Annotated in this window: 12 protein-coding genes and 1 pseudogene; 9 read left to right on the top strand and 4 right to left on the bottom strand. The window is 61.1% G+C overall.

All coding sequences use genetic code 11. The features are described 5' to 3' along the window. The first annotated feature begins 180 nt into the window (after nt 1-180). A complete protein-coding gene (locus IFT99_RS25190) occupies nt 181-1,926 on the top strand; it encodes a phosphoethanolamine transferase CptA (protein WP_192135943.1) in 1,746 nt (581 codons plus the stop codon). Nucleotides 1,927-2,017: 91 nt separating this feature from the next. Here IFT99_RS25190 and IFT99_RS25185 read toward each other — a convergent pair whose 3' ends face one another. Next, nucleotides 2,018-3,574, bottom strand: a complete 1,557-nt coding sequence (locus IFT99_RS25185) for a TerC family protein (RefSeq protein WP_192135941.1) — start codon at nt 3,572-3,574, stop codon at nt 2,018-2,020. 437 nt (nt 3,575-4,011) lie between these two features. After that, complete coding sequence (locus tag IFT99_RS25180; protein ID WP_192135939.1) at nt 4,012-4,503, bottom strand: GNAT family N-acetyltransferase; 492 nt, start codon at nt 4,501-4,503, stop codon at nt 4,012-4,014. A 604-nt stretch (nt 4,504-5,107) separates the two neighbouring features. Between IFT99_RS25180 and glgA the strand changes: the two genes are divergently transcribed. From glgA to IFT99_RS25140, 8 genes are all read left to right on the top strand, one after another. Next, a complete protein-coding gene (glgA, locus tag IFT99_RS25175) occupies nt 5,108-6,694 on the top strand; it encodes a glycogen synthase GlgA (RefSeq protein WP_065987170.1) in 1,587 nt (528 codons plus the stop codon). Between the two features lie 25 nt (nt 6,695-6,719). Further along, nucleotides 6,720-8,546 (top strand): malto-oligosyltrehalose trehalohydrolase, encoded by a 1,827-nt coding sequence (gene treZ, locus IFT99_RS25170; RefSeq protein ID WP_192135937.1) that lies wholly within the window; start codon nt 6,720-6,722, stop codon nt 8,544-8,546. Then, nucleotides 8,536-10,620, top strand: coding sequence for a 4-alpha-glucanotransferase (malQ, locus tag IFT99_RS25165; RefSeq protein ID WP_192135935.1), 2,085 nt, complete (start codon nt 8,536-8,538; stop codon nt 10,618-10,620). Before treZ ends, malQ begins: the two co-directional genes overlap by 11 nt. Continuing rightward, complete coding sequence (locus tag IFT99_RS25160) at nt 10,617-13,403, top strand: malto-oligosyltrehalose synthase (RefSeq protein ID WP_192135933.1); 2,787 nt, start codon at nt 10,617-10,619, stop codon at nt 13,401-13,403. Before malQ ends, IFT99_RS25160 begins: the two co-directional genes overlap by 4 nt. 16 nt (nt 13,404-13,419) lie before the next feature. Continuing rightward, the gene (locus IFT99_RS25155) at nt 13,420-13,872 is read left to right on the top strand and encodes a DUF2934 domain-containing protein (RefSeq protein ID WP_192135931.1); all 453 of its coding nucleotides are present in this window, start codon (nt 13,420-13,422) and stop codon (nt 13,870-13,872) included. A gap of 200 nt (nt 13,873-14,072) precedes the next feature. Further along, nucleotides 14,073-16,259, top strand: a complete 2,187-nt coding sequence (glgX, locus tag IFT99_RS25150; protein WP_192135929.1) for a glycogen debranching protein GlgX — start codon at nt 14,073-14,075, stop codon at nt 16,257-16,259. 685 nt (nt 16,260-16,944) lie between these two features. Then, nucleotides 16,945-17,274, top strand: a complete 330-nt coding sequence (locus tag IFT99_RS25145) for a hypothetical protein (RefSeq protein ID WP_192135927.1) — start codon at nt 16,945-16,947, stop codon at nt 17,272-17,274. Nucleotides 17,275-17,528: 254 nt separating this feature from the next. Continuing rightward, nucleotides 17,529-17,834 carry a DUF6482 family protein gene (locus tag IFT99_RS25140; protein WP_065987158.1) on the top strand — a complete coding sequence of 102 codons (306 nt, stop codon included), beginning with the start codon at nt 17,529-17,531 and terminating at the stop codon, nt 17,832-17,834. Nucleotides 17,835-18,059: 225 nt separating this feature from the next. Here IFT99_RS25140 and adhP read toward each other — a convergent pair whose 3' ends face one another. Both adhP and IFT99_RS25130 read right to left on the bottom strand, forming a co-directional pair. Then, nucleotides 18,060-19,091, bottom strand: coding sequence for an alcohol dehydrogenase AdhP (gene adhP / locus IFT99_RS25135; protein ID WP_192135925.1), 1,032 nt, complete (start codon nt 19,089-19,091; stop codon nt 18,060-18,062). A 54-nt stretch (nt 19,092-19,145) separates the two neighbouring features. Next, nucleotides 19,146-21,328, bottom strand: a pseudogene (locus tag IFT99_RS25130) (ornithine decarboxylase). Between the last annotated feature and the right edge of the window lie 23 nt (nt 21,329-21,351).

Raw genomic sequence — 21,351 nt, 5'->3', positions numbered from 1 at the left:
GACTGCGATTGAGGCCCATAGCCGGTTTCACCGTTTTCGCAACGCCCCGCGTGACAAAATTTTCACCCGCCTGAAAACATACTCCCGACCCTTAACAGGTTGGTTGCTGGCCAATTGCTGGCACTGGAATGAGTTCAGGCGGTGTTCTGCCGCCTGAAAAGGTCTATAGCGGAGCGCTTGATGACAACGATGAAACGGAGCACTGCGACTCCGAAAGGGTTCGACTGGGCGGGCATCATCTGGCTGTTCGTGTTTTTCTGGTACTTCTCGGGCATCACTCAGCTGCTTATTCAGCTAACCGGTATCACCGGCTTTGCCGGCTTCCGTCAGGCGTTCGTGATCAGCGGCATCTGGCTCGCGCCCATGCTGATGTTCCCGCAAAAGACCCGGGTCATGGCGGCCGTCATCGGGGTGGTTCTGTGGGCCTGCTCCATGGCGAGCCTGGGTTACTTCTTCATTTACCAGCAGGAGTTTTCCCAGAGCGTCATCTTCATCATGTTCGAATCGAACATCTCTGAAGCCGGCGAATACATGACCCAGTACTTCGCGTGGTGGATCGTGCTGGCGTTCATCGCCCACACCGCGTTCGCGATATTCCTGTGGACCCGCCTTCGCCCGGTGTACATGCCGCGTCCTCGCGCGTACGCCGTGGCCGCCGCACTGTTGATCGGCATCATCGGTTACCCGCTGGCCAAGCAGTTCGCCCGCCACGACGACACCGCCTCGGCCCTCGAAGCCTTCGAGTCGCGCATCGAGCCGGCGGTGCCATGGCAGATGATCGTCGCCTATCACCGTTACACCCAGCAGCTGGATGGCATGCAGGACATGCTGACCAGCAGCAGCAACATCGCACCGCTGAAAAACCTCAAGGACGCCCAAGCGAACCTGCCCACCACCCTGGTGCTGGTGATTGGCGAGTCGACCAACCGCGGGCGCATGCATCTGTACGGCTACCCGCGCCAGACGACGCCGAACCTGGACGCCATGAAGGACCAGTTGCAGGTGTTCAACAACGTCATCACCCCACGGCCTTACACCATCGAGGCCCTGCAGCAGGTATTGACCTTCGCCGACGAGGAAAACCCGGACCTTTACCTGAAGACGCCGTCCATCGTCAGCGTGATGAAACAGGCGGGCTACAAGACCTTCTGGATCACCAACCAGCAGACGATGACCAAGCGCAACACGATGCTGACCACCTTCTCCGAGCAGGCTGACGAGCAGGTCTATCTGAACAACAACCGCAACCAGAACGCCCGCCAGTACGACGGCGACGTGCTCGCGCCGTTCGCCAAGGCACTGACCGATGCCGCGCCGCGCAAACTGATTGTGGTTCACCTGCTCGGCACGCACATGGCTTATCAGTACCGCTTCCCGGAAGAATTCGCGAAATTCAGCGGACGTGAGGGCGTGCCGGCGGACATCGATGACAGCAAGCTGGAGTTCTACAACAGCTACGACAACGCCGTGCTGTACAACGATTTCGTGGTCTCCAGCCTGATCAAGGAATACGGCAAGGCCGACCCGAACGGCTTCCTGCTGTACCTCTCGGACCACGGCGAAGACGTCTATGACTCGCCAGGCCGCAATACCCTGGGCCGCAACGAGAACAAGCCGACGATCCCGATGTACACCGTGCCGTTCATTGCCTACGCCTCGCCGAAGTGGAAGCAGACCCATGACTGGAATTTCGAGAGCATCCACGACCGTCCTTACACCAGTTCCAACCTGATCCACACCTGGGCGCAACTGGCAGGGCTGAGCTTTGATGAACTCGATACCACCAAGAGCCTGGTCAGCCTGGACTTCAAGGCGCGCCCTCGACTGATCGGCGACCCCTATGCGCCGAAGGGCTTGAGTGACTTTGCCCACATGGAGAAGGCCGCCAGCCAGCCCGGCGCCATGCCTCAGGTGGTGAACAAGTAATAGAGGCGAAGTAAGGTTCGCTCCAAACGAAAAGGCCTGCGCAATGCAGGCCTTTTTTGTTTCCGCCGGGATGAGTAGGCGTCAGCGGAGGTTATGTTGACGGCGTCTGGCGCAACAGTACGCGGGTCACCCGCCGCTCCTGCACTTGCACGACCTTGATGTGCCAGCCTTCCCATTGCAGCTCATCACCTGTCACCGGCAAGCGATCCAGCAGGCTCACCACCAGTCCGGCCAGGGTCTGGTAGTCCCCGGTCGCCCGCGCCTTGAAGCCGATGCGTTCGCGCAGGTGGCTCAGGTTCATGGCGGCGTTGACCAGCACGCCCTCGCCCTCTTCGATCAAGTCCGGGCCCTCGATTTCACTGGCGTCCGGCAGCTCGCCGGCGATGGATTCGAGGATATCGGTCATGGTCAGGATGCCGGCGAAATCGCCGAATTCGTTGATCACGAACGCAATGTGCGTGGACTGGGCGCGCATCTGTTCCAGGGCGTTGAGGATCGAGAAACTCTCCAGCAGATTGAGCGTCGGTCGAGCCAGGTGTTCGATGTTCGGCTCGGCACCGGACAGCCAGGCATTGAGCATTTCCTTCTTGTGCACAAAGCCCAGCGGCTCGTCGATACGGCCCCCGCGGATCAACGGCAGCCGTGAGTACGGTGAGTTGACCAGTCGCTGGCGAATGCCTTCCGGCGTGTCATCCAGATCGATCACGTCGACGTCGTTGCGCACCGTCATCACACCGCGAATGGGCCGCTGAGCCAACTGCAGCACGCCGCTGATCATCACCCGCTCGCGGCGATCGAACACCACCTCTTCGCTGTCGCCATCGAGCATGTCGGCGATCTCCTCACCGACCTCCTCGGCACTCGGCCTGCGGCCACCCAGCAGGCGCAACACGGCGTGGGCCGTGCGTTCGCGGCGCGGCAGGTCGCCTTTGACGCTGCGCTTGCGACGGGCACGGGCAATCTGGTTGAACACCTCGATCAGGATCGAGAAACCGATGGCCGCGTACAGATAGCCCTTGGGAATATGGAACCCCAGGCCGTCGGCGGTCAGGCTGAAGCCGATCATCATCAGAAAGCCCAGGCACAGCATGATCACCGTCGGGTGCGCATTGACGAAGGCGGTCAGCGGCTTGCTGGCGATGATCATGATGGCGATCGAGAACACCACGGCGATCATCATGATCGACAGCTCATCGACCATGCCCACGGCGGTGATCACAGCGTCCAGGGAGAACACCGCATCGAGCACGACGATCTGCGCGACGATGGGCCAGAACAGCGCGTAGGTCGTACTGCCGGCCCGCTGGGCGACGTGGCCTTCCAGCCGCTCGTGCAATTCCATGGTCGCCTTGAACAGCAGGAACACGCCGCCAAACAGCATGATCAGGTCGCGACCGGAAAAGCTCTTCTCGAAAATCTCGAACAGCGGCTCGGTCAGCGTGACCATCCACGAAATGCTCGCGAGCAGGCCCAGACGCATGATCAACGCCAGAGACAAGCCCAGCACCCGCGCGCGGTCGCGCTGCTCAGGCGGCAACTTGTCGGCGAGGATGGCGATGAACACCAGGTTGTCGATGCCGAGCACCAGCTCAAGCACGATAAGGGTCAACAGGCCAAGCCACGCCGTGGGATCAGCAATCCATTCCATGGGTCAGCGCTCCTTCTCGATCAATGGGACAGACACGAAAACGCCCGACACACGGCAAAGTGGGTCGAGCCAGATAGAAATCTTGTTTAAGGGTGATGACGCGGAATGAACGCCTGGAATCCTGTTCGAAAGGGACCGGCGACTGGGAGGTTCCAGAGAGAGCGACATGTGAGTCCTGAAAGCAATACGGGAGGCGATCCTATCGCGCTCTCGGAATCGCCTTACAGGACAGAACTGTTACAAAGGATTTGCGCATTATTGCGTGCGTTTAGCGGGAGCGTGAGTGAATGCATTATTGCGTGCGTTTGCAGGAGCGTGAGTGAACGCCTTGGTAGGACCGGCTTCATCCGGGAAAGCGTCAGGCGTCACGCCGCAAAATTGAGGCTGTTCATACCGGCCTCTTCCCGGCTGAAGCCGGTCCCACTAACAGCGCTCAGCTACAGCGCTTTTTGCCAAAACAACGCTCGCCCCATCTGCGGGTCCAGCTGGTAGTCGGCGAAACCGAGCTTGCGGTAGGCGCCTTTGGCGGCTTCGTTGCCTTCCAGCACTTCGAGGGTGATTTTGCAGCAGCCGCGCTGGCGGGCGATTTCCTCGACCTTCGCCAGCATCTTCTGACTGATGCCCTGCCCTCTGGCCGAGGCGATCACTACCACATCATGGACGTTGACCAAGGGCCGGCAGGCGAAGGTCGAGAACCCTTCGAAGCAGTTGACCAGGCCAACCGGCTCGCCGGCGATGAACGCCAGCACGCTGAACGCATGGGGGCGCTTGGCCAGTTCGATCGCCAACTGCTGACGAGTGTCCGTGGACAGCGACTTCCCACCGCCCATCGCGTCCTCGGCGTATTGATTGAGCAGAAACCCGATGGCTTCAGCGTGAACCGAATTGCTATAGCTGGCTTGCAGTACCAGAACCTCAGGGGCTTGCATTGACTTCCTCTACCGCTGGAGAAACCTCAACAGGCGCTCGACTCAGTGTGCCGACGTGCCGCGTGGCGCCGATTCTAACGCCCTGGCCGCAAAAATATCCTTATACAGAAGTAGGAAATGTCTCTGATCGGTCAGGATTTGTTCCGGCACGCACCGAGAAAAGGCAGCGCTATCGAAATGTGCGTCCCGCGTCCCACAAAGGCGCAGGCCCTGCGCGGGAGTAGACCATCGGCACGATGATTGTCCAACAATCCGACCGGCGGCACCCCGTTATACGGGCCGACACCCCATGCTCCACAACGGCGCATTCCGGGGCTTGCAGATCGGCAGAACTCCCCGAATGACAGGATGCGCCGGATCGCAACCCCGCATGCCAGACACGGCCCGGAAAAATTGTCGAAACTTCTACACAGGCGCCGGGGTCATGTGAATAGAGCAACTATGCTGTTGAAAAATCGAAGCAGAGTACGCTTTCACCTTGTTCCTTTATCTGCAGTCGGTAAATGGGTATCGATCTTGCGTAGGTCTTGTGTGCCTGGCCATAGGAAATGGCCGCTTACAACTAAGTGCTGTACCAACACTGCATATCGAACTGGAGAAAACGATGATTAGTGCCGCTGTCAAAACCCAGAAGGGAGAGAGTTTTAATCAGCCGGCCAGCGAGCTGACCCATCTGCCGGTCTTCGCAACGACGAGCGCACCTGTGCTGCAACTGCCTCCTGTTCAACCAGTGGTTTCTTCGGTTACCCGCAAGAAAGTCCTGTTCGTGACTTCAGAGATGGCCGACCTGGTGAAAACCGGCGGCTTGGGCGATGTGTCTGCCGCACTGCCGCGCGCCATGCGCCACCTGCACGATGTACGCGTGCTGATTCCCGGCTATCCACAGGTCATCAATAGCGGCAATCCGATCCACATCATCAGCGAGCTGCCCGGCCACGCCGCGCTGCCTCCCTGCAAGATCGGCCGGATGGACATGAAAGACGGTCTGGTCATCTACGTCCTGATCTGTCCCGAGTTGTACGAGCGTGAAGGCACGCCCTACGGTGACAATGACGGCCGCGACTGGTCCGACAACCACATCCGTTTTGCCCGCCTGGGCCTGGCGGCCGCCGACTTTGCAGCCGGCGCGGTCAAGACCCAATGGTGCCCCGAGCTGGTTCACGCCCACGACTGGCCAGCAGGCCTGGCGCCGGCGTATATGAAATGGCGCGGTCAGACCACGCCGTCGATTTTCACCATTCACAACCTGGCGTATCAGGGCTTTGTGAGCATTGCCTCCAGCCGTGAGTTGGGCATTCCGGACTCGGCATTGAACCCGGAGGGCATGGAATTTTACGGCCAGCTGTCGTTCATCAAAGCGGGCATGGCCTACTCCAGCCACATCACCACCGTGAGCGCGACCTACGCCAAGGAAATCACGACGGCAGATTTCGGCTGCGGGCTCGAAGGTTTCCTGCAGAGCAAGGCCGACCGCGGTCAGCTCAGCGGCATCCCCAACGGCATCGACGAGAGCTGGGACGCGGCCACCGACGAACACCTGATTTGCCGCTTCGCCCCGAATGAGTGGACCCGCAAGGAAATCAACGCTGACTACGTGCGCGAGCTGTTCGAACTGGAGCCGTCCACTGGCCCACTGTTCGCCGTGGTCTCCCGTCTGGTTTACCAAAAGGGTCTTGACCTGACCATTGGCGTGGCCGAGCACATCGTCAACAACGGCGGCCAGATCGCGATCATCGGCCGTGGCGAGCCTGAAGAAGAAGACGCCATGCGCGACCTCGCCGCCCGTTTCCCGGGTCAGGTCAGCGTCCGGGTGGGCTTCAACGAAACCGACGCACGTCGCATGTTCGCCGGCAGTGACTTTCTGCTGATGCCCTCGCGTTACGAGCCTTGCGGCCTTAGCCAGATGTACGCACAGCGCTTCGGCTCGCTGCCGGTCGCACGTCGCACGGGCGGCCTGGCGGACACCATTGAAGACGGCTGCACCGGCTTTCTGTTCGACGAATCCACCGTCGAAAGCTACACCGACGCCCTCACCCGCGCCTTCAAGGTCTTCGAAAGCCCTCTGTTGCTCAACGCCATGCGCTGCCGCGCCATGGCCGCTCCGTTCGATTGGCACAAAGCGGTAGAACCCTACGCTGATCTGTACCAGGAGCTGCTGAAAAAGAATGCGGTCGCGGTACTGCACTACTGATAACTCAATGATCAAGGAATTACGGATGCCTTCGCGCACGGATCAAAACTGGCGCCACGGCGCCGTCATGCTGGATCAACAACACACCCGGTTTGCCCTCTGGGCACCGGATGCCAAAAACGTCAGCGTCGAATTCGAAAATGGGCCTGCCCAGGCCCTTCAGCCAGAGCAGGACGGCTGGTTCGTTCTCGACACCGAGTGTGTTGCCGGCACACGCTATCGCTACAACGTCACCCTCGATGCACAAAACAACCTCACTGTTCCTGACCCGGCTTCCCGGGCGCAGGACGGCGACGTGCATGGTTACAGCATCGTTGTCGACCAGGCCGCCTATCAGTGGGAAAACACCGAGTGGCAAGGCCGGCCCTGGCACGAGGCCGTCATCTACGAGCTGCACGTCGGTGCACTGGGTGGCTATGAGGGCGTTGAAAAGCACCTCCAGCACTTGGTCGATACCGGCATCACCGCTATCGAGCTGATGCCTATCGCGCAGTTCCCGGGGAACCGTAACTGGGGCTACGACGGCGTGCTGCCTTATGCTGCCCAGTCCTCCTACGGCACGCCCGACCAGCTCAAGCACTTGATCGATACCGCCCACGGTCTGGGCCTGGCTGTCATTCTCGACGTGGTCTACAACCACTTCGGCCCGGACGGCAATTACCTCGGCGCCTATGCCAAGCACTTCTTCCGCAGCGACAAGAAGACCCCGTGGGGCGACGCGATCGATTTCCGCCGCCGTGAGGTGCACGACTTCTTCATCCACAACACCATGATGTGGCTGCAGGACTATCGGTTCGACGGCCTGCGCTTCGACGCTGTGCACGCCATCGAAGACCCGACCTTCCTGCAAGACCTGGCCAAACACGTACGCGATGCAATCCCGTCCGAACGTCACGTCTGGCTGACCCTGGAAAACGAGTTCAACGAAGCCGGGCGCATGGATCAGGGCTACGACGCCCAGTGGAACGATGACGGCCACAACACGCTGCACGTCCTGCTGACCGGCGAGACGGACGCGTACTACACCGACTTCGCCGAGAAGCCTACGCAGAAGCTTGCCCGTCTGCTGGGTGAAGGCTTTGTCTATCAAGGCGAATCCACCCGCCATGGTCACGCCCGGGGCGAACCCAGCGGCCACCTGCCGCCGACTTCCTTCGTGCTGTTTTTGCAGAACCACGACCAGATCGGCAACCGTGCCTTCGGCGAGCGCCTGGTCCAGCTGAGCCCGCCGCAAGCATTGCAGGCGGCGACCGCACTGTTGCTGCTTTCACCGATGGTGCCGCTGATGTTCATGGGCGATGAATGGGGCGCGAGCGAACCGTTCCTGTTCTTCACGGACTTCCATGACGAGCTGGCAGACGCGGTGCGCGAAGGCCGTCGTGGCGAGTTCAAGGATTTTGCCGCGTTCAAAGACCCGGCCAAGCGCGAACAGATCCCCGATCCCAACGCGCTGAAGACCTTCGAAGCCTCGCGCCCGGCGTTCGATGCGCTGCTGCTGGAAACGGACAAGGGTCAGGACCATCGCAACTGGCTTGAGCTCTACAAAACGTTGCTGCACATTCGCAAGACCGAACTGTTCCCTCGCCTGCACGGCGCCAGCGCGTTGGGCGTGAAAGAGCTGGGCGACAAAGCCGTCAGCGCACGCTGGACGCTGGGCGACGGCAGCGAGCTGCGCATCGACCTGAACCTCGGCACCGAGGCGGTCGACACCGATGATTACAGCGGCTACAGAGTGCTTCATCAGTCCCACGCCAAGTCCGCAGAACTTTCCCCATCCGCCACCCTCAATCCATACACGGCCATTGTCAGCCTGAAATCGAGTGATGTTGTGGAGGAACAGGATGAGCAATGAGCAACTGGAAACACTGGCGGCCCAGGCGGGCCTGTCGGTTGACTGGAAGGACGCCAACGCCAAACCGCAACACGTGAGCCCCGAGGTCCTGCGCAAGGTCCTCGGCGGTCTGGGGTATCCCGCCGAGACGGAAGAAGACGTCGAAGCCAGCCTCAAACGCCTGAACGAAGAAAGCCAGCCGGCCACCCCGCCACCGTTGATGACCGTCGACCATGGCAAGGATCTGGACCTGTCGAGCTGGTTCGCGCCAGCCACCGCGTTCAAGCTGACGCTGGAGGACGGCTCGCTGCTCGAAGCGAAGCTGACCGACAAGGCCGCCCTGCCAGGGTTGGCCGCCGTCGGCTATCACCAGCTGGAAGTGGATGGTCAGCAGTTGACCATCGCCGTTGCGCCGAAGACCTGCTACAGCCTGACCATGGCCCGCAACGACTCCATCGCCCGCGACTGGGGCCTGACCACGCAGCTGTACTACCTGCGTCGCGACGGTGATGGCGGTATCGGCGACACCCAGGGGCTGGAAGCTTTCGTTCGCGATGCCGGCGCACGTGGCGCCTCGGCCGTGGCCATCAGCCCGGTTCACGCGATGTTTTCCAACGACAGCGAGCGCTACAGCCCCTATTCGCCGTCCAGCCGGTTGTTCCTCAACGCGCTGTACGCAGCGCCCGGGACCATTCTGGGAGACCGTGCGGTTGAAGTCGCGATCGAGAAGGCTGGCCTGGCCGAGGAATTCAAGCGCCTCGAAGGGCTTCAGCTGATCGACTGGCCGGCCGCGGCAAAGGCCAAATGGACACTGTTCCGCGAGCTGTATGCCGGCTTCACGGGCAGCGATCACCCTTTCCATGAGGACTTCAACAGCTTCCGCCGCGCAGGCGGTGAAGCGCTGGAAAACCACTGCCGCTTTGAGGCCTTGCGTGATGTCGGCGATGAACTGGGCATCGGCGGCAACTGGCATGAATGGCCGGAGCAGTACAAAGATCCGAAGAACCCCGCCCTCGACGCCTTCGCCGCCAGGCATGAGAAAGAGATCGGCTTCCACGCGTTCGCCCAGTGGCTGATCGCTCGCGGCCTTGAGCGCGCGCAGACCGCGGCGCGTTCGAGCGGCATGAGCGTCGGCTTGATCGGCGACTTGGCGGTGGGTGCCGACGGTGCCGGCAGTCAGGCCTGGAGCCGTCAGGATGAGCTGCTTTCCGCGCTGACCGTCGGCGCCCCGCCGGACATTCTCAATCGCTCGGGCCAGAGCTGGGGCATCTCGGCGTTCTCGCCGACGGGCCTTAAGCGCAACGGCTTCCAGGCGTTCATTGAAATGCTCCGCGCCAATTTCGCCCACGTCGGCGGCCTGCGCATTGACCACGTGATGGGTCTGCAGCGCCTGTGGGTCGTGCCGATGGGATCGCCTGCCAGTGAAGGTGCTTACCTGAACTACCCGCTGGACGACATGCTGCGTTTGTTGAGCCTGGAGTCCTGGCGGCACGAAGCGATCGTTCTCGGCGAAGACCTCGGCACCGTGCCCGAAGGCCTGCACGAAAAACTGTCCGAGCGTGAAATCCTCGGCATGCGCGTGCTGTTGTTCGAACAGGATGATGCGACGTTCAAGCCGATCACCAAATGGTCCAGAGACGCACTGGCGACCACCAGCACCCATGACCTCCCTACCCTCACCGGTTGGCTGAGCGAGCTGGACATCCAGTGGAACAAGACCCTCGGGTTTGTCGACGACGAAGCCGAGCAGAAGATGCGTGACAGCCGCGAGCGTGAACGCCAGGGGCTGGTCAAGGCACTCAAGCAGAATTACACGCTGCCAACCGGCGGTGACGACATCAGCGCCGCCGACATCATCGACCACAGCATCGCTTACCTCGGCCACACCCCGGCTCCGTTGGTGTTGCTCCCGATCGAGGACGCCCTCGGTATCGAGGAGCAGGCGAACTTCCCCGGCACTATCGACAGTCATCCCAATTGGCGACGTCGGCTCAACGGCGACAGCGGTTCACTGCTGGACAACGCCGATGCAGCGCGACGCCTTGAAATTCTGGCAGCGGCACGTAAACAAGCCGCGGAGCGTGATCAAAAATGAGTACCCCTCTTAAATCCCTGCGCGCCACCCAGCGTTTGCAGTTCCACAAAGACTTCACGCTGGACGACGCCACTAAGCTGGTGCCGTACTTCGCCAGCCTGGGCATCAGCCACATTTATGCCTCGCCGTTGCTGAAAGCCCGCGCCGGTTCCATGCACGGCTACGACGTGGTCGATCCACGGGTGATCAACCCCGAGCTGGGCGGTGAGCCGGCGTTGCTGCGCTTCGTCGCGGCGCTGCGCGAGAACGGCATGGGCCTGATTCTCGACATCGTCTCCAACCACATGGCGGTCGGTGGCAATGACAACCCGTGGTGGCTGGACCTGCTGGAATGGGGTCAACGCAGCCCGTATGCCAAGTTCTTCGACATCCAGTGGAATTCCCCGGACCCGCTGCTCAAGGGCCAACTGCTGCTGCCGTTCCTCAGCACCGACTACGGCACCGTGTTGCAGAACGGCGAAGTGCCGCTGCGGTTTGATGCAGAAAACGGCAGCTTCCACTCCGAGCACTACCAGCATCTCTTCCCGATCAACCCGGCTACGTATGCGCCGCTGTTGAAGGCTGGGAAACGTCCCGAACTGGACGAACTGGCCCAGCGCTTTGCCGACCTCGACCACTATCCGCAGGCCTATGAGCGTGCGCGCCAGGCCAAGGCGGAACTGGCCGAGGCGGTCAAGGCCAAGCCCGAGTTGGTCAAGGCCGTTGAAGAAGGCCTGGCGCAGTTCGATTCCAGCACGCCGGAGGGCTTCGATCGCCTGCACCGTTTGCTTGAGCAGCAGGACTATCGTCTGGCCAGCTGGCGCACCGCAGGCGATGACATCAACTGGCGGCGTTTCTTCGACATCAACGAGCTGGGCGGCCTGAAGGTCGAGCGCTCGCAGGTATTCGAGGCGACCCACGGCAAGATTTTCGAACTCATCGCCGAGGGCCTTGTAGACGGTCTGCGCATCGACCACATCGATGGCCTGGCCGACCCGCGCGGCTACTGCCGCAAGCTGCGCCGTCGCGTCGACAGCCTGATGAAACGGCGCCCGGCAGGCACCGAGCTGGACCGTCTGCCGATCTTCGTCGAGAAGATCCTCGGTTCCGACGAACAACTGCGCACCGACTGGAATACCGATGGCACCACCGGTTATGAATTCATGAACCAGGTGTCGCTGCTGCAGCATGATCCCAAGGGTGAAGCCGTATTGGGGGAGCTGTGGAGCCGCCTCAGCGGACGCACGGCCGACTTCAACAAGGAAGTCCTGGAAGCTCGCGACCTGGTCCTTCACGGCACACTGGCCGGCGATTTCGAGAACCTGGCCCAGGCGTTGCTGCAGGTTTCGCGCAGTGACGTGATGACCCGCGACATGACCCTTGGCGCCATCCGCCGCGCGCTGCTGGCGCTGGTCAGTAACTTCCCGGTCTACCGCACTTACCTCACCGCTTGCGGCCGTTCTGCCGAAGACGAGCGTTTCTTCCAGCAGGCCATGGATGGCGCGCGCGAGATGCTCAGCGAAGGCGACTGGCCGGTGCTGGACTCGCTCAAGTTGTGGCTGGGTGGCGAGAAGCTGCGTGACTACCCGACGGGCCCGTTGCGCGAAATGCGCCGCAAGGCCGGCAACCGTTTCCAGCAGCTGACCTCGCCAGTGGCCGCCAAGTCGGTGGAAGACACCTCGTTCTACCGCTCCGCCGTGTTGCTGTCGCGCAACGACGTGGGCTTCCACCCGCAACATTTCAGTGCGCCGGTGGAGGCGTTTCATCAGGTCTCGATCGAGCGTCACAAGAGCTTTCCGAACAACCTGCTGACCACCGCGACCCACGACCACAAGCGCGGCGAAGACACTCGCACCCGTCTGGCCGTGCTTAGTGAACTGGCGCCCTGGTACGCCGAACAGGTCGAACGCTGGCAGCAGCTGTCGGCACCGCTCAAGACCGGCGACACCCACATCAGCCCCGGTGACGAGCTGATGCTGTATCAAGCGATCATCGGCAGCTGGCCGCTGGATCTCGAAGGCGAGTCGGCCTTCGAAGCCTACGCAAAGCGCCTGACTCAGTGGCAGGAAAAGGCCCTGCGTGAAGCCAAACTGCACAGCAGCTGGAGCGCGCCCAACGAGGCCTACGAGACCGCTTGCCGCGAGTTTCTGGAGCACGTGCTGCTCAGCGCCGACGGTCTGGCACTGCGCCAATCCATCGGTGCCACGGCCAATCGCATCGCGACCGCCGGCGCGCTCAACAGTCTGGCGCAAACTTTGCTGCGAATGACAGCGCCCGGTGTGCCTGATCTGTATCAGGGCACCGAGTTCTGGGACTTCAGCCTGGTGGATCCGGACAACCGCCGTCCGGTGGATTACCCCGCTCGCGAACAAGCGTTGCAGGCGTCCGTGCCGGTCACCGAGCTGTTGAACCAGTGGCACGACGGCCGGATCAAGCAGGCGTTGATTGCTCAGGTGCTTAGCCTGCGCAACCAGTACCCCGCTCTGTTCAGTGAAGGCGAATATCAACCGCTGGAAGTGGTCGGGGAAAAAGCCGATCACGTCGTGGCTTTTGCCCGGGTAACGAAGGAGATGCGGGCTATTGTTGTGGTTCCGCGCTTGCCGGCTGAACTATTGGGCACTGCGCAAACTCCATTCATCAGTGCAGCAAATTGGGGCGATACACGAATCAACCTGCCGTTCGCTGATTCACATCCAAATTGGAAGGGACTTTTTTCACAGGCTACAGTCACATCCAGCAAGGAACTGTTGCTCAGCGCAGCGCTCAAGGAAATTTCTGTAAACCTGCTTATACAAACCTTGTGATACCGGGAGTGTCGAGATGAGTGCCGACGATAAAAGAATCAGCGAGCTTGCCCACCAGATCTGGGAAACGGAAGGCAAGCCACATGGGCAAGACGCCCGCCACTGGGAAATGGCTAGCAAGTTGGCCGCCGCCGAGGCGAAGTCGCCTAAAAAACCGGCTGCTGCGAAGACGGCGAAGTCCAAGCTTGACGGCAAAGCGGAGCCCAAGGCTGCCGCCGCCAAACCCGCTGCTAAAGCTGCGGCCAAACCTGCTGCGAAGTCTGCATCCAAACCTGCAGACAAGCCGGCCAGTGCTGATGCAAAGGCAGACGCCAAGCCTGCACCGAAGCCAGCGGCAAAAGCGCCGGCCAAGCCTGCTGCCAAGCCAAAAGCTCCAGCAAGCGCTTCTGATGCTTCCGCCAAACCGGCCAAACCTGCCGCCAAGTCTTCTGCGAAGAAGCCCGCCGCAGCGAAGCCACCTACGCCCTGATTCCCAGGCGTAACGCGTCATCGTCGCAAAGCCAGTACCCCTGCCGCAGGGATCGTCGCAAAACGGTCGTGTCCCTGCGGTAGTTTTGATTCAGTCGCACCACCCTGTTGCACCCACCCTGTTGCATCGATGGCGCAGTCATGGACTGAGGCCACGGCTTTGTTCGCCTTCAGGAACTCATTCGAACGTCAGGAATACACATGAGCACGCAAGATAAGAACGCCGCTACACAGAATGAATCCGGCAACGCTGGCAGCCCCGAAGTCACGGCTTCGCGCATCCGTGAAGGCCTGCCCTTCCCGCTCGGCGCCAGCTGGGACGGCCTTGGCGTCAACTTCGCCATCTTTTCCGCCAACGCCACCAAGGTCGAGCTGTGCCTGTTCGACTCCGCCGGCGAAGTGGAGCTTGAGCGTATCGAGCTGCCGGAATACACCGACGAGATTTATCACGGTTACCTGCCCGACGCCCACCCGGGTCAGGTCTACGGTTACCGCGTCTACGGTCCGTACGATCCGAAGAACGGCCACCGTTTCAACCACAACAAACTGCTGATCGACCCGTACGCCAAGCAATTGGTCGGCGAGCTGAAGTGGTCCGAGGCACTGTTCGGTTACACCATCGGTCACCCGGACGACGACCTGAGCTTCGACGAGCGTGACAGCGCGCCCTTCGTGCCCAAGTGCAAGGTCATCGACCCTGCCTACACCTGGGGCCGCGAGCAGCGGGTCGACGTGCCGTGGGACAAGACTATTTTCTACGAGACCCACACCCGCGGTTTCACCATGCGTCACCCGTCCGTGCCCGATGAAGTCAAAGGCACGTTCGCCGGCCTGATGGTCGATGACGTGATCAAGCACATCAAAGGTCTGGGCGTCACTTCGATCGAATTGCTGCCGATCCACGCCTTCGTCAACGACCAGCACTTGCTGGAAAAGGGCATGACCAACTACTGGGGTTACAACACCCTGGCGTTCTTCGCACCGGACCCGCGCTACCTGGCCCACGGCAAGATTTCCGAGTTCAAGGAAATGGTTGCGCACATGCACCATGCCAACCTGGAAGTGATTCTGGATGTGGTCTACAACCACACCGCTGAAGGCAACGAGCGCGGCCCGACCCTGTCCATGCGCGGTATCGACAACGCTTCCTACTACCGCCTGATGCCGGATGACAAGCGTTACTACATCAACGATTCCGGCACCGGCAACACCCTCGACCTGAGCCACCCGTGCGTTCTCCAGATGGTCACCGACTCGCTGCGTTACTGGGCGACCGAAATGCACGTCGACGGTTTCCGTTTCGACCTGGCCACCATCCTCGGCCGCTACCACGACGGTTTCAGCGAACGCCACAGCTTCCTCGTGGCCTGCCGCCAGGATCCGGTGCTGCGTTCGGTGAAACTGATCGCCGAGCCATGGGACTGCGGTCCAGGCGGCTACCAGGTCGGCAACTTCGCGCCGGGCTGGGCGGAGTGGAACGACAAATTCCGCGACAACATCCGTGCGTTCTGGAAAGGCGACGAAGGCCAGCTGGCAGACTTCGCCAACCGCATGACCGCGTCGGGCAACCTGTTCAACCAGCGTGGCCGCCGGCCGTACGCGTCGGTGAACTTCATCACCGCCCACGACGGCTTCACGCTGCACGACCTGGTGTCGTACAACGACAAGCACAACGAAGACAACGACGAGAACAACCAGGACGGCAGCAACGACAACCGTTCGTGGAACTGTGGCGTCGAAGGCCCGACCGACGATCCGGAAATCAACGCGCTGCGCCTGCGTCAGATGCGTAACTTCTTCTCGACGCTGCTGCTGGCCCAGGGCACGCCGATGGTGGTCGCCGGTGACGAGTTCGCCCGCACCCAGCACGGCAACAACAACGCCTATTGCCAGGACAGCGAGATCGGCTGGGTCAACTGGGATCTGGACGAAGACGGCAAGGCCCTGCTGGCGTTCGTCAAGCGTCTGATCAAGCTGCGTCAGTCGTACCCGATCCTGCGTCGTAGCCGCTTCCTGGTAGGCGATTACAACGATGCACTGGGCGTCAAGGACGTGACCTGGCTGTCGCCAAGCGGCGAAGAGATGAGCATCGAGCAGTGGGAAGACCCAAATGGTCGCTGCCTGGGCATGCTGATGGATGGCCGCGCGCAGGAAACCGGTATCCGTCGTCGCGGCTCTGAAGCCACGCTGCTGCTGCTGGTCAACTCGCACCACGACGGCGTCAACTTCACGCTGCCGGAAGTGCCGGAAGGCCTCAACTGGACCAGCCTGATTGACACCAATCAGCCGGAGATCGATGGCAAGGATCAGTTCGAGTTCGGCAGCGAGTACACGGTCACACCGCGTTCGCTGTTGCTGTTTGAACTGCAAAAGGCTCCACAGGCGTAAGTACTCGCGTCTGGATTCATAGCGACACGCTTGCCCGCGACAGGGTCGGCCAGCCGGAAACAACGGCTGCCTGACCCGGTCGCGGGCAAGTGTCGTTTCAGGCACCCAGTTTTGCGTTTTGCCTTCTGCGTATTGCCTTCTGCGTTTTGCCCCTGCGCTGTGCCCCCCGGATTCATTGACTTTGTAGTCACGAATCGACCTTCGTGTTCTGAAACTACAAATTTTGTAGTGCTACAAAATAATCACTACAAAACCATTGACGAGGCCTTTTGCCGACTGCATAGTGCAGGCGTCTCCCCGATCGGGAGAGCTGGCAAAAGTATTCCGGGCCCGTTCGATACAGCCGTCGAACAACCTCTGGATGTGTGCTGCCCACAAGGCAGATTGATGAAGCCGAACCGGCAAGATCGACCCACCAGGCCGAGCGCCGGCGACACGTCCTCATGACACTTGTGGTCGACCACTCAGTCGCCCGTGTCCCCAAGGCGTCCGCCGTTTCTCCCCCGGGTCCGACCTTCCTCCTCTGCGCTCATCAATGCCCACACACGTGTGGCCCGGCACCGGCTCTGTGTACCGACGGACCCTGCTTGTCAGCGACTGGAAGGACTGCGAATCGACGGACGATTCGCCATTGCGTTTGAACTCACTCGATAGATTAACCAGTGGTCAAAAAGGGGTAACAACCATGAACCTGAACAACCAACCTACCATTGATCAATTGGCTCGACTGTTCGCCGCACGCAAGGATTCCCTTGATAGCCACATCCTCTGGGTGTGCGAGGAAGGCAACGTGCACATGGACGGCCTGGGTGCCTGCACCGAGGAAGAACAATTCGAGAGTCAGCACCCGCACATGCGTGCACGGCTGAAGATGTACCGCAAAGGCCACGGCTATGTCGGCAAGAAGGCCGCCGCAGACAAGCAGTTCCTTGGCCAGGTGCTGGAAACCCTGAGCAGTGAATGGGGCGCCGTGCAGAAAGCGCCTGGCCTGCGCGTCATCGACAAGCTCTGCTGATTGCTGATGTCGTGAATTCCGGCCGCTGCCTGCTGATGGTGTTGGCAGGTGGCGGCAGGTTTCCCGGTGCCGGCGCCCTCTCTTCTGTGCCGGCACTCTTCCTGGAAATCCCCGGCAACGCCTCCTCGTCCCCCTCCCCGTTTTTGCGTTGAACTTGGCACCGCCATCCTCTTCCAATACAGGCAGGCCGCTTCGACGGTTTCGCATCAATCCATGGAACAGACAACGCCCGCGGGCGACATTAAGGTGCCGTAATGGATCTGGACAAGCTCAGCAAACACGTCAAGGCCGGAGAAGTCACCGAGGTCAATCTGGTCTCGGTCGAAGGTGGCTCCTATGTCATTCATGCGCTCATGGACGGCAAGTCCAATGCGGTCACCAGCCCCGATGGCAAGGTGCTGCACGTGGCGTCGATCGACGAAGCGCGCAAATGCCTGTCGTCCACCCAGGAAGTGAAACTGTTTATCGTCCACCCGGTGGTCTACGACGAAATGGTCGGCCAGCCCCACACCACACCCGAAGCGCCACGCCAGCCGATTCCCTTTCACTCGGGTAATTGATCTAGCTGCGGGTGATGCTTGCGGGTTCTTGCTGGATGCATACGGTGCATGAGTAGGACCGGCTTCAGCCGGGAACAGGCCAGTGTAAGCAACCTGAATTTTGCGGCGTGACGTCTGACGCCTTCCCGGCTAAAGCCGGTCCTACGAGTCAGCGTCAACGCCAATCCCGCTGACTGCATGCGATGCACAGTAGGACCGGCTTTAGCCGGGAAGAGGCCGGGTCGGTCACCCGCGAAAGTCGATCACGATCCTGGATTTCACTTCGCCGTCTTCAAGCTCCCTGAACACCTGATTGATCTCGGCCAACGGCCTCAGGTCGATGTCGGCCTTGACCTTGCCTTCGGCGGCGAACGCCAGTGCTTCAGCCATGTCCTGCCGAGTGCCGACGAACGAGCCGCGCACGGTGATGCAGTTGGCGACCACCTCAAACAGCGACAGTGGAAACTCGCCCGGTGGCAGTCCTACCAGCACACACGTGCCACATTTGCGCGTCATGCCTACCCCTTGCTTGAAGGCCGCCAGCGAAGGCGCGGTGATCAGCACGCCATGGGCCCCGCCATCGGTGACGTCCCTGACGGCTTGCACCGGATCGCCGTGGCGGACATTCACCGCCGCGTCCGCGCCCAACTGAGTGGCATGGGCCAGTTTGCCGTCGTCGACGTCCACCGCACACACGCGCAGGCCCATGGCTTTGGCGTACTGCACGGCCAAGTGCCCTAGACCGCCAATCCCTGAAATCACGATCCACTGACCCGGTCTGACATCGGCCTCCTTGATGCCCTTGTAAGTCGTCACCCCGGCGCAGATGATCGGCGCGGCTTCGTGGGGCGCGAGCCCGGCGGGAATGCGTGCGACGTATTCAGGGTCAGCGAGGATGTACTCGGCGAATCCGCCATTGCGGGTGTAACCACCGAACTCGGCACTGGCGCACACGGTTTCCCATGCGCTCAGGCAATACTCGCAGTGGCCGCAGGCTGAATACAGCCACGGCACACCCACGCGATCCCCCTCGCCCACGCGGGTCACGCCCGCGCCCAAGGCGACGACGATGCCGATGCCTTCATGGCCGGGAATGAATGGCAACGACGGCTTGACCGGCCAGTCGCCCCTTGCCGCGTGCAAGTCGGTGTGACAGACCCCGCACGCTTCGGTCTTGATCAGAATCTGCCCGGGGCCTGGCGTGGGGATGTCCCACTCTCGGAGTACCAGCGGGCTGCCGAATGCTTCGACCACTGCCGCTTTCATTTTGCCTTTCATGGCGTCTTCCTCTGGTTGGGAGCGGTTGAGTTCGGGGGACGGGAATCGCGGCGCTCACTGCTGGAGCACATGCCCGTAGGCACGGATGCGGCCGTCGTCTTCGGTGCGCAGGTACACACCCTGAAGCTCTGGATTGAAGCCCGGGAACTGGTTGATCGCGTCTTGCAGGGCGAGAAAATACGCCAGCACCGCGCCGTCCCAGACCTCGCCGGGCACCACGCACAAGACCCCCGGTGGATACGGCAATGCGCCTTCCGCTGCCACGCGTCCGCGGGCCTCTTCCAGCGCAATCAGCTCGACCTTGCCCCGTACGAACGCCAGGTTGGCTTCACGGGGATCCATCGCCACCACGGGCATGCTCGCTTTGCGGAACATTGCCTTCTGCAGCTGCTTCACGTCGTGCCGGGCGTAGAGGGAATGCATTTCCTGACACAGCTGGCGGATGCTGTAGTCGCGGTAGCGGACCTGATGGGCGTTGTAGAGCGCCGGCAGCACGTCGGCCAGGGGTGCGTCGTCTTTGATGAACCGCTCGAAGCGGCCGATTTGCGCCACCAGATGCTCCATCTTTGCCTTGCCTTCGGCCGGGGTCAGCAGAAACAGAATGGTGTTGAGGTCGTTCTTTTCAGGGACGATCTCGAACTGGCGCAGGAACGTCGCCAGCACGCCGGCATGGATGCCGAAGTCAGTGTATTGCCCGCTCACGGCATCAATCCCGGGGTTGGTGAACAACAGTTTGCACGGGTCGATGAAGTACTGGTTTTCCGTATACCCCTCGAACGCGTGCCAGCGTTCGTCCGGGTGAAAACGGAAAAACCGCAGGTCACGGGCAATTTCGTCCGTCGGATAGTCCTGCCAATAGCGACCGTCGATGGTCGGCGGCACAAAGGGTTTGATCAGCGTGCAATTGTCCATCATCAGCTTGCGCGCCTCGATGCCGGCCCGCACGCACTCGTCCCACAACCGATGGCCGCTGCGTCCGCTGTGCATGCGCGCGTTGACATCCAGACAGACAAACAGCGGGTAGAAAGGGCTGGTCGAGGCCTGGGCCATAAACGAATTGTTCAGGCGCAGGTGATTGCAGTAGCGCGCCTGCCCTTTGATGTGACGGTCCTTCTTGTGGATCTGCGAGGCCTGGGAAAACCCGGCCTGCTGCTTGTGGATGGACTGCGTGACGAAGATCCCCGGATCGTCAGGGCCCAGCTCCAGCAACAAGGGCGAGCAGTCCTTCATCATCGGGATGAATTGCTCGTACCCCAGCCACGCCGAATCGAACAGGATGTAATCGCACAAGTGGCCGATGCGATCGACGATCTGCCGCGCATTGCACACCGTGCCGTCGTAGGTGCCCAGCTGAATGATTGCGAGGCGGAACGGCCTCGCCTCATCGGCCTTGGCAGGTGCGACGAGGCTCAGTTGCTCACGCAAATAGCCTTCTTCAAAACAGTGCGAATCAATGCCGCCGATCAAGCCATAGGGGTTCGTGCCGTTTCAAGGTACAGCGGCGTCGCACCGGCCTGAAACAGCGCGCTCTGATGAATGGATTTGTGGTTATTGCGGTCGAACAGCACCACATCGCCAGGGGTCAGCAACGCCTGGGTCACCACCTTGTTGGACGTCGAGGTGCCATTGAGAACGAAGTAGGTTTTGTCGGCGTTGTAGACCTTCGCCGCGCGTTTCTGCGCTTCAAGGGGCGCGCCCTCGTGAATCAGCAGGTCGCCCATTTCGATGTCGGCGTTGCAGCGATCCGCGCGAAACAACGTCTCCCCGAAGAAATCGAAGAACTGCCGGCCCGACGGATGTTTGCGAAAGAACTGCCCGCCCTGATGACCCGGACAGGCGAAGGTGGTGTTGCCCCGCTCGACATAGTGTTTGAGCGCGCCGAAAAACGGCGGCAGCAATGCCTCCTCGTACTGCGTGGCCGCCCGCTCGAGCTTGTGGCCGTAGAACCCGGCGTTGTCGACGCCGAGGTCGAACACGCCGCTGATTTGCAGCAGCACCTTTTCTACGTCGAGAATGGCATCCCGGGTCAGCTCGTCGTCTTTGGCCACGGCAAAAAACACCGGTATGTCGAACCCGGACCGGCAGACATCGTCGACCCGACCCTCGCGCCAGTCCAGGGCGGTGAGAACGACCGCCGCGACATCGGTCAGGTCGGTCGCGCCAAACTCCACCACCTTGCGGGAGGTGTTGAAGCAACGGCGTGCCTCGGGGCTGGCGACGATTTTGAGTCTGTTCATGTGCTCGGCCTTCCGTTGCAGTT

Source organism: Pseudomonas sp. CFBP 8772, from assembly GCF_014841665.1.
Lineage (GTDB): Bacteria > Pseudomonadota > Gammaproteobacteria > Pseudomonadales > Pseudomonadaceae > Aquipseudomonas > Aquipseudomonas graminis_B.
This window is presented reverse-complemented; position numbering and strand designations above follow the sequence as displayed.

What these genes read in the sequence shown, in the direction of transcription:
- treZ (WP_192135937.1), top strand. Translation starts at nt 6,720, where the DNA reads ATGCCTTCGCGCACGGATCAAAACTGGCGCCACGGCGCCGTCATGCTG.
- IFT99_RS25160 (WP_192135933.1), top strand. Translation starts at nt 10,617, where the DNA reads ATGAGTACCCCTCTTAAATCCCTGCGCGCCACCCAGCGTTTGCAGTTC.
- IFT99_RS25140 (WP_065987158.1), top strand. Translation starts at nt 17,529, where the DNA reads ATGGATCTGGACAAGCTCAGCAAACACGTCAAGGCCGGAGAAGTCACC.
- IFT99_RS25155 (WP_192135931.1), top strand. Translation starts at nt 13,420, where the DNA reads ATGAGTGCCGACGATAAAAGAATCAGCGAGCTTGCCCACCAGATCTGG.
- IFT99_RS25180 (WP_192135939.1), bottom strand. Translation starts at nt 4,503, where the DNA reads ATGCAAGCCCCTGAGGTTCTGGTACTGCAAGCCAGCTATAGCAATTCG.
- adhP (WP_192135925.1), bottom strand. Translation starts at nt 19,091, where the DNA reads ATGAAAGGCAAAATGAAAGCGGCAGTGGTCGAAGCATTCGGCAGCCCG.
- glgA (WP_065987170.1), top strand. Translation starts at nt 5,108, where the DNA reads ATGATTAGTGCCGCTGTCAAAACCCAGAAGGGAGAGAGTTTTAATCAG.
- malQ (WP_192135935.1), top strand. Translation starts at nt 8,536, where the DNA reads ATGAGCAATGAGCAACTGGAAACACTGGCGGCCCAGGCGGGCCTGTCG.
- glgX (WP_192135929.1), top strand. Translation starts at nt 14,073, where the DNA reads ATGAGCACGCAAGATAAGAACGCCGCTACACAGAATGAATCCGGCAAC.
- IFT99_RS25145 (WP_192135927.1), top strand. Translation starts at nt 16,945, where the DNA reads ATGAACCTGAACAACCAACCTACCATTGATCAATTGGCTCGACTGTTC.
- IFT99_RS25185 (WP_192135941.1), bottom strand. Translation starts at nt 3,574, where the DNA reads ATGGAATGGATTGCTGATCCCACGGCGTGGCTTGGCCTGTTGACCCTT.
- IFT99_RS25190 (WP_192135943.1), top strand. Translation starts at nt 181, where the DNA reads ATGACAACGATGAAACGGAGCACTGCGACTCCGAAAGGGTTCGACTGG.